Raw genomic sequence first — 8,995 nt, forward strand, 5'->3', positions numbered from 1 at the left:
GGTGTGGCCGCCGTGACGAGGGCCCGGGGCGTGGCGGTCCGGATCGGCGGCCCACGGGTACGGTCGAGCACGTGACCGGTGACGACAGGGCGCCTGACGCCAAGGTGCCAGCGGCGGCCGCCAGCCCCTGGGACCGTCGGTTGCACATCGTCACCGGCAAGGGCGGCACGGGAAAGACCACGGTCGCGGGCGCGCTGGCCGTCGCGCTGGCCACGGGCGGGCGCCGCGTGCTGCTGACCGAGGTCGAGGGCCGCCAGCAGATCGCCCAGCTCTTCGACACCCCGCCGCTGCCCTACCGGGAGCGCAAGGTGGCGAGCGCGCCCGGCGGCGGCGAGGTGTTCGCGCTGGCCATCGACGCGGACGAGGCCCTGCTGGAGTACCTCGAGATGTTCTACAACCTGCGTCGCGCGGGGCGGGCGCTCGGCCGCATCGGCGCCGTCGACTTCGCCACCACGGTCGCGCCCGGTGTCCGTGACGTGCTCCTCACCGGCAAGGTGAAGGAGGCCGTCAACCGCCCGGACGGCACCCGGCCGAGCGGGCTCGCCTACGACGCGGTCGTGCTCGACGCGCCCCCCACCGGCCGGATCGCCCGTTTCCTGAACGTCACCGCGGAGGTCGCGGGCCTGGCTCGGATGGGCCCGATCAGGTCACAGGCCGACAGTGTGATGGCGGTGCTGGCGCCCGACCGGGCGGCGGTCCACCTGGTCACCCTGCTCGAGGAGATGCCGATCCAGGAGACGGTGGACGGGATCCGGGAGCTGCGCGAGGTCGGCCTGCCGGTCGGCGCGGTGGTGGTGAACATGGTGCGCAGCCCGCTGCTCGCTCCCGGCGATCTCGACCTGGCCCGGCGTGGCCAGCTCGACCGGGAGGAACTCGCCACCGGCATCAAGGAGGCCGGCATCGAGCCGACCGAGGAACTGATCTCGAATTTGGCCTGGGAGGCCGCGCAGCACGCGGAGCGGGTCGCGCTGGAGACGGCGCAACGCGCCGAGATCGCCGCGCTGGGACGTCCGGTCTACGAGGTGCCGCTGCTGGCGGACGGCGTGGATCTCGGCTCGCTCTACCGGTTCGCCGAGATGCTGCGATCCCAGCGGATGGTGCCATGACCCCCGCGGGCGCCGACCCGGCCGGTACGAGCCCGGCTGGCGCGGACCCGGCTGGCGCGGGCCCGTCCGGCAGCGGGCAGCCGTCCGGCGACGGGCAGCCGTCCGGCGACGGTGGCACCGGCGCGACGACAGGCAAGCCGACTCGCGCCGCGGGGACACGCGCCGCGGGGTCAGGGTCACGCGCCGCCGGGAAGAAGACCACTACGGGGCGGGCGAAGACGACGCCCGGAGCGCCGCGGAAGACGACCGGGGCCCGTCGGGCCCCGGGACGGGGTCAGCGGACGACGGCGCCGAGCCGGCCGCGGCCGCGTCCGCATCCGCCCGGGGTCCCGCGGCTGGACGTCGACGACATGCTCGACACCGAGCGGATCATCGTGTGCTGCGGAGCGGGCGGGGTCGGCAAGACCACGACCGCCGCGGCGCTCGCGCTGCGCGCCGCCGAGCGCGGCCGGCGCGTGGTGGTGCTGACGATCGACCCGGCCCGGCGCCTCGCGCAGTCGCTCGGTCTGACCGCGCTCGACAACAATCCTCGCGAGGTCGCGGGGGTCGACCCGGCCGCCGGTGGCCGCCTCGACGCGATGATGCTCGACATGAAGCGGACGTTCGATGAGATCGTCCTGGAGCACAGCACGCCCGAACGGGCCGAGGCGCTGCTCGCGAACCCGTTCTACCAGTCGCTCTCGTCCTCCTTCGCCGGCACGCAGGAGTACATGGCGATGGAGAAGCTGGGGCAGCTCGACGCCAGCGGCTCCTGGGACCTGATCGTCGTCGACACCCCGCCGACCCGTTCCGCGCTGGACTTCCTGGACGCGCCGAACCGGCTCGGCGACTTCCTCGACGGGCGGCTGCTGCGCCTGCTGCTGGCGCCGGCGAAGGCCGGTGGCCGGGCGTACGCGAAGGTCATCGGGGCCAGCCTGGGCATGTTCACCCGGATCATCACGAAGGTGCTCGGCGCGCAGCTGCTGGCCGACGTGAGCCAGTTCGTGGCCGCGCTGGAGACGATGTTCGGTGGTTTCCGGGCTCGCGCGGACGAGACGTTCCGCCTGCTCGCGGCGCCCGGCACCTCTTTCGTGGTGGTCGCGGCGCCCGAGGCGGCCGCGCTGCGGGAGGCGTCCTACTTCGTGGACCGGCTCGACGCGGACGGCATGCCGCTCGCGGGACTGATCGTCAACAGGATGCACTTCTGCGCCGCCTCCGCGCTGACCGTCGAGCGGGGGCTGGCCGCCGCTGAGAATCTCACCGACCACGGCGAGCATCCGCTGGCCGCGGCTGTGCTGCGTATCCACGCCGATCGGGCGCGGCTTGCCGAACGCGAGGTCCGGCTGCGTGAACGGTTCACCAGTGCCCATCCGGACACGGCACTCGTCGAGGTCGAGGCGTTGTCCGAGGACGTCCACGACCTGGCCGGGCTGCGAGAGATCGGTCGCGCGCTCGCCGGGGACGAACGGGCCGCGGCGGCCGGCTGACCGGCCGGGAAACGGCGGGTGGGAGCGCGCGGCGCGTGTTCAGGGAAGCGTTCGGGGAGCTTGCCGCTCGGAGGAGCATGTTCGGGGGGAGCCGAGGTGACGGCCCCGGGAATCGCGCCGGTGCGATGTGAACCCGGGTCCAAGGAGGGCCTCCGCCCGTCCGGGCCATACACGGGGAACGTGTTGCCCGGGATCTTGCGGGGGACCAGCGCCACTGGTGGAGACTTCACCGCCCATCCGGGCTATACGCGACTCGGATGGAAACAAATGTGTACTGCTGGTGTCACGTTCGGGGTGGTGGTGTCCGGTCGACCCCGCTGTCGTCGGACACCTCCGGATGAGGGCTCGGGGCCGGGCTAGCCGGCGGACGCGGAGCGGTGATCCGCCTGGGCGTCCGCGAGCAGCTTCCGCCAGGAGGTGACGTCCGGGCGGCGGCGGAGCAGCGCGCGGCGCTCCCGCTCGGTCATTCCTCCCCAGACGCCGAACTCGACGTGGTTGTCGAGGGCGTCCGCCAGGCACTCGGTGCGCACGACGCACCCGAAGCACCTGGTCTTCACCCGGTTCTGGGCCGCTCCCTGGACGAAGAGCTCATCCGGGTCGAGGTCGCGACAGGCGGCGTGGGCCGTCCAGTCGCCGTCGGCGGTGGAGCCGACGAGCCCGGTCGTACTGGTACGGCGTGACAGGCTGACGGGTGGGGTCAGGCTTCTGGTCATGCCACCTGCCTTTCTTCTCGAGTCCGGGTCAGGGGGCCCGTGCGGGTGGTGACGTGGCGTTGAACCGAAACCGTACGGAGTGGCGTGGCCACGGCACAGACCCCACACGGGTGGTTGTCCAAATGACTAGTCCGGGCCATTGATCCCGATCGCCGCAGTAGTGCGATCTGTGACGCCTGTGTGTCACTTCGGTGACGCAACTGTGACCCTGCTGTGGCGTCGTAGTCTTAGCTCGATGAGGTAGCCGCTTGGACGCCTGCCGTGTGCACCCATGTTGTCCCGGGCGGGCAGTGCGCGGGACCACAGTCCTGGACTGGCAGGCCCCGGGCGGGCACGGTGTTTGGGTCAGCGCACTACTCTGGATCAGCGCCTCGGCCGCGGCCGGTGCGGGCACCTGACGAAGGCGGGCATCGTCGACGGCAGCGGAGGACTCGAGCAGGGGGTCCCGGGCTCAGTGTTCATACCAGGCCGAAACACCGGTGAAGCGCCGGTCGCCGAAGCCGGAACCGGGCCCCGGGGCGTTCCGGGCACCCCTCCGTTCCCCATGTTCGAAGCATTCGAAGCGTTCCCGATGCGACGGTGGGTCCAGGCGTGATCCGGCCGAACTCGCGCGGCGCGGCTGACGCGCGCTCCACGCGCCAGGCGGGCCCGTCCACGCCGGCTCCCGGCCCCGCCGCACGGCCGGTCGGCCCCGCCCCACGGCATTTCGGGCCCGACCCGGCGCGCCGCCGCCGAGTCACCCCGAAACGGCTGCTCGGCGTCCTTACCACCAGCGTGGCGGCGGGCGTTCTGCTCAGCATGCTGGCGCTGCCGGTCGTCGGCCTGGCCGGCGTCACCGCGAAGGGCGGCGCGGATCATTTCCTGTCCCTGCCGGCGAATCTGACCGTTCCCCCGCTGGCCCAGCCCTCACGCATCCTGGACGCCGCCGGAAACGAGATCGCGGTGCTCCGCGGCGAGCAGGACCGTGAGATCGTCGGCCTGGACAAGGTCCCGCCGCAGATGCGCCAGGCGATCATCGACATCGAGGACGCGCGCTTCTACGAGCACACCGGCGTCGACTACCGCGGAATGATCCGCGCCTACCTGGCCAACCAGGAGTCCGGCGGGGTCACCCAGGGCGGATCGACACTCACCCAGCAGTACGTGAAGAACGTCCTGCTGGCCTCCGCCAGAACACCGGAGGAAAAGGCGGCGGCGATCGAGCAGACCGTCGACCGCAAGCTCCGGGAAGCCCGTTACGCGCTGTACCTGGAAGAACACCTCGCCAAGGACGAGATCCTCGAGCGGTACCTCAACATCGCCTATTTCGGGGACGGCGCCTACGGAATCCAGGCGGCTGCCCGGCACTACTTCAACATCGACGTCAGCCAGCTCAGCGTCACCCAGTCGGCGATGCTGGCCGGCCTGGTGAAGAACCCCACCGCGTACAACCCGGTGCTTCACCCGCAGGCCGCCAGGGAACGCCGCAACACCGTCCTCGACCGGATGCACGAGCTCGGCGACCTCGACGCCGCGGCGTGGAAGGCGGGCCGGGCCGAGGAGCTCGTCCTCAACCGGCCGGCGCGCTCACCGGACGCCTGCGAGGACTCCTCGGCGGCCTTCTTCTGCTCCTACGTACGCCAGGTCCTGCTGGCCGACCGGACGTTCGCCGCCACCCCCGAGGACGCCCGGCGCCTGCTGTTCGAGGGCGGGCTCACCATCCGGACCACGCTCGACCCGGTCGCGCAGGGGGCGGCGCAGACGTCCGCGTCCGAGGTGATCCCCACCGGGAACCGGGTCGCCGCCGGCGTCGCGATGGTGCAGCCCGGCACCGGCAACGTGCTGGCGCTCGCCGTGAACCGGGAATACGGCACACCGGTCGACGACCAGCCCCCGGCGCTGACCACCGACTTCGTCCACACCAAGGAGATCTACCCGGTCGACCCCGACTCGTTCTCGCCCGGCTCCACGTTCAAGGTCTTCACGCTGGCCGCCGCGCTGGAGAACAACATCCCGCTGTCGACCACCTTCCACTCGCCGCTGTGCTACCACTCGGACCGCTTCCCCAACCCGGATCCGGACGGGAAGAACTGCTACAGCAACGCCGACCCGAGCGAGGACGGCTTCTACTCGCTCACCACGGCGACCTGGAACTCGGTCAACACCTACTACATCCAGCTCGCCGAGCGGCTCGGCGTCATGAAGACCGCCGAGATGGCCCGCCGGCTCGGCGTCTCCTCCTGCCGGATCCGGCCGAACGACGAGAACGACCCCGAGTGCAAGGGCGTGGAGGGCATCGGGCCGGTGGACGGCTCGGCGGTCCTCGGCTCGAACGAGATCAGCACGCTGGATCTCGCCACCGCCTACGCGACGCTGGCCGCCCGCGGAAACCGCTGCTATCCCCGCACGGTGCTCTCGATCACCCAACGCGTCGGGACGGCCGACCGTCCGCTGGCCTTCAACACCGGAAAGCCCTGCGAACAGGTGCTCGCCCCCGGCATCGCGGACACCGTCACCTCGGTTCTGGAAGGTGTCATCAACCACGGGACCGCGTCCGGCAACGGCCAGATCGGCCGCCCGGCGGCTGGCAAGACCGGAACCGCGGAGGGATTCAGCACCGCGTCCTTCGCGGGCTTCATCCCGCAGCTCGCCACCGCCGTCACCCTCGCCGACCCGCGTGGGCCCACCACCCATCAGCTGCGCAATGTGCTCACCAGCCGCCAGGTGTTCGGCGGTGGATTCCCGGCCCAGGTCTGGGCCCGGACGATGACCCGGACGATCGACGGCCTGGCCCTGCCGGTCATGCCGTTGCCGGCCCCGGACAACACCCAGCCCCAGGTCCCCAAGAAGGCGCTTCCGGACGTCCGCGGCCAGACCCAGCAGGCAGCCGAGTACGTCCTGCGCTCGCTGGGATTCCGGGTCCGGTCGGAAACCGTGCCGCACGTGGCGCCGCCGGGGATCGTCGTCGGGATGGCCCCCGGGCCCGGGGAGATCTCGGTGGACACCGAGGTGGTGCTCCAGGTCTCCGGCGGCCTCACCGGCGCGGTGCTGCTGCCCAACGGTGGCGGCGTCCGCCCCGGCCAGCCCGTCGCCCCACCGGCGGGGGACGGCCGTGGCGGCATCGCCGGGCTGCCCGACCTGCGCAACCAGCTCCGGAACTGAAAGCCCGGCTCCGCAACGGGCGGTGCCGGCCAGCACCGCCGGGCCGGTACCGCCGGGCGGCCCCGGCGGTACCGGCCCGGCGGGCACCGCCGTTGTGAGTTGTCTCAGCCCGTCCGTGTGCTGGTCAGGCAACACACTTCGGCGGGTGGGCCCCGGCGGGGCCGGGTCGTCAGGTTTCGCTCAGTCTGGCGCGGACGAGTTCGGACACCCGCTTCCCGTCGGCCCGGCCGGCGACGCGCGCCTGCGTGGCCTTCATCACCTGGCCCATCGCCTTCATCCCGGTGAGCCCGAGCTCCGCCATCACCTCGTCGACGATCGTCCGCAGCTCGTCCTCGCCGAGCTGGCTGGGCAGGTACCCGGCGAGGACGTCGCCCTCGGCGTTCTCGCGGCCGGACTGCTCGGGCCGCCCGGCGGCGGCGAACGCCTCCGCCGCCTCCCGGCGCTTGCGGACCTCTCGGGCCAGGATCTTCTCGACCTCGGGGTCGTCGAGCTCCCGGGCGGTGGTGCCGGCGACCTCCGCGTCCTTCACCGCGGAGAGGGCAAGGCGCAGCGTCGACAGGCGCAGGTCGTCACGTGCTCGCATCGCGACAGTGAGATCCTCGCGCAGCCGCTCCTTGAGTGTGCTCATGGTCAACGAGCCTACGGCCCACCCGCACCGGCGGCCACGCGGTTTCCGCGGCGCGGCCCCGGATCGCCGGGTCGTCGTGCGGCTGGGCGAGACTGGACCGATGCGACCGAGCCGGGGAACTGTCCGCGCGGTGTCGGGGCTCGCGGCCGCGGGCCTGGGCACCGCGCTCTACGCGGGCGTCTACGAGCGAACCGCCTACACGCTGCGTCGGCGGGAGGTGGCGGTCCTCGCTCCGGGGAGCACCTCGCTGCGTCTGCTGCACATCTCGGACCTGCACGTCACCCCGAACCAGCACGGCAAGTACGCCTGGCTGTCGGACCTGGCCCGGCTGGTCCCCGACCTTGTCGTGCTCACCGGCGACGTGCTTTCCCACCCGGGGGCCCAGGCCCCGCTGCTCGCCGCGCTCGATCCGCTCTTCACGTTCCCCGGCCTGTTCGTGCCGGGCAACAACGACTACCACGCGCCGACTCTGCGCAGCCCGCACCACTACCTCAGACGCGGGTACAAGCCCGCGCCGAAGGGCCCCGCGCTCGACTGGGCCGGCTTCGCCCGCGCGCTCGCCACGGCCAGCGGCTGGCGCGAGCTGACCAACGTCCGGGGCACGATCGACGTCGGGGGACGCACCCTCGACCTGCGCGGGGTGGACGACGCCCGCCTGCACCGCGACCGGCTCGCCCTGGTCTCCGGCCCGCCCGAGCCGGGGACGGCGCTCGCGCTCGGCCTGTCGCACACACCGGAGCCCCACGTGCTGGACGCCTTCACGGCGGACGGGGTCGACCTCATCCTCTCCGGCCACACCCACGGCGGGCAGATCCGGCTGCCCGGCTACGGCGCCCTGGTCACCAACTGCGGCCTCGACCGGGAACGGGCCTGGGGCCTGTCGCGGTACGCGGCCGGCGGGCGGCACTCCTGGCTGCACGTGTCCGCCGGGCTCGGTACCTCGCCGTTCGCCCCGTTCCGCTTCAACTGCCGCCCGGAGGCCACCCTGCTCACCCTCACCGAGCGCCGCTGACCCGCGCCCGGCCCGTCCAACGTCGGGCGCCCCGTTGGTGTCCAGCGCCCGGCCCCCGCCCGGAGCGCCGGAGCCGGCCTGGCGGACCGCGGCAAAACCGGGACACCCCGACGCACCACCTGGATCCTTGCGTCTAGTACACTGAGCCACGGTTACGGGGTGTGGCGCAGCTTGGTAGCGCGCTTCGTTCGGGACGAAGAGGTCGTGGGTTCGAATCCCGCCACCCCGACCACGCACAGTGATTGTATGTCTGACCTGGGTAAATACGGTGCCGGATAGATCGTCCGGCACCGTATGGGTTGCTTTCCGCTGCTGGTGTTTTGCAACGGTGCAGGTCGGTGGTGTGGTGGCGGTTCGAATCCCCCCAGCCCCTCGCCCTTTTTCGTCACAGATGGTGACGATTTGGGTGTTTGGTTGGTACCGGCGGGGAACTGGCGCCGCGGTTGAGGTTAGAGGCGACGGCGGTAGCTCTCCCGCGCGAAGCGCAGGACCAGATCGCAGATCTCCCGGCGGACCGATGGCCGTCCGGATGTCTTCGCGAGTAGGTCCATTGCGTGCGAGGAGGTCCCGGTGCCAGCGCAGCACTGTGGCCGGGGCGACGAAGAACGAACCCCAGCGGGCCCAGGACAGCAGCCGGGACAGTGCTGCGAGGACGACCCGATCCGCCGGTTCCAGCGCCGGGCGGTGGACCTGTCGTCGTAGCACCGCCACCTGGTGCCGCAGGACGAGGAGCTCCACGTCCTGCGTGGTGTCCCCGCGGAACGGAGCAGCATCAGCCCGAGAGCGTTGCGTGTCAGGGCGTAGAGCAGCGACCACACCATGGCCATCCATGCCGACCGGATCACGGTGAGAAGAGCGGAGTGAACCGAGAGGTTCACGCTCCGTTCTGTGGGAGCCCGGGGGTGCGATCCCCCCGGGCGACCCGACCA

The 8,995-nt window shown here is 72.0% G+C and carries 6 protein-coding genes, 1 tRNA gene and 1 pseudogene; 5 read left to right on the forward strand and 3 right to left on the reverse strand.

Annotated elements, in window-relative coordinates; all coding sequences use genetic code 11:
• The first annotated feature begins 71 nt into the window (after positions 1-71).
• A complete protein-coding gene (locus tag B056_RS0134000) occupies positions 72-1,106 on the forward strand; it encodes an ArsA-related P-loop ATPase (protein WP_018506298.1) in 1,035 nt (344 codons plus the stop codon).
• The gene (locus B056_RS39045; RefSeq protein WP_020572859.1) at positions 1,103-2,572 is read left to right on the forward strand and encodes an ArsA family ATPase; all 1,470 of its coding nucleotides are present in this window, start codon (positions 1,103-1,105) and stop codon (positions 2,570-2,572) included. The genes B056_RS0134000 and B056_RS39045 overlap by 4 nt, the downstream gene beginning before the upstream one ends.
• Positions 2,573-2,928: 356 nt before the next feature.
• On the opposite strand, the gene B056_RS0134010 is transcribed toward B056_RS39045, so the two are convergent.
• The gene (locus B056_RS0134010) at positions 2,929-3,285 is read right to left on the reverse strand and encodes a WhiB family transcriptional regulator (RefSeq protein ID WP_018506300.1); all 357 of its coding nucleotides are present in this window, start codon (positions 3,283-3,285) and stop codon (positions 2,929-2,931) included.
• A gap of 798 nt (positions 3,286-4,083) precedes the next feature.
• On the opposite strand from B056_RS0134010, the gene B056_RS39050 reads away from it, so the two are divergent.
• On the forward strand, positions 4,084-6,426 hold the full coding sequence (locus tag B056_RS39050) for a penicillin-binding protein (RefSeq protein ID WP_051105823.1): 2,343 nt from the start codon (positions 4,084-4,086) through the stop codon (positions 6,424-6,426).
• A 169-nt stretch (positions 6,427-6,595) separates the two neighbouring features.
• Here B056_RS39050 and B056_RS0134020 read toward each other — a convergent pair whose 3' ends face one another.
• Entirely contained in the window at positions 6,596-7,054 is a 459-nt protein-coding gene (locus B056_RS0134020) for a GatB/YqeY domain-containing protein (RefSeq protein WP_018506302.1), read from the reverse strand.
• A 100-nt stretch (positions 7,055-7,154) separates the two neighbouring features.
• Here B056_RS0134020 and B056_RS0134025 point away from each other — a divergent pair, with 100 nt between their 5' ends.
• A complete protein-coding gene (locus tag B056_RS0134025; RefSeq protein ID WP_026240481.1) occupies positions 7,155-8,066 on the forward strand; it encodes a metallophosphoesterase in 912 nt (303 codons plus the stop codon).
• A 155-nt stretch (positions 8,067-8,221) separates the two neighbouring features.
• Positions 8,222-8,298 (forward strand) — tRNA-Pro (locus B056_RS0134030).
• A 235-nt stretch (positions 8,299-8,533) separates the two neighbouring features.
• Here B056_RS0134030 and B056_RS46305 read toward each other — a convergent pair.
• Positions 8,534-8,893 (reverse strand): annotated as a pseudogene (locus B056_RS46305) (integrase); the annotation flags it as partial.
• Between the last annotated feature and the right edge of the window lie 102 nt (positions 8,894-8,995).

The sequence above is a fragment of the Parafrankia discariae genome (genome assembly GCF_000373365.1).
Taxonomy (GTDB): Bacteria; Actinomycetota; Actinomycetes; order Frankiales; family Frankiaceae; genus Parafrankia; species Parafrankia discariae.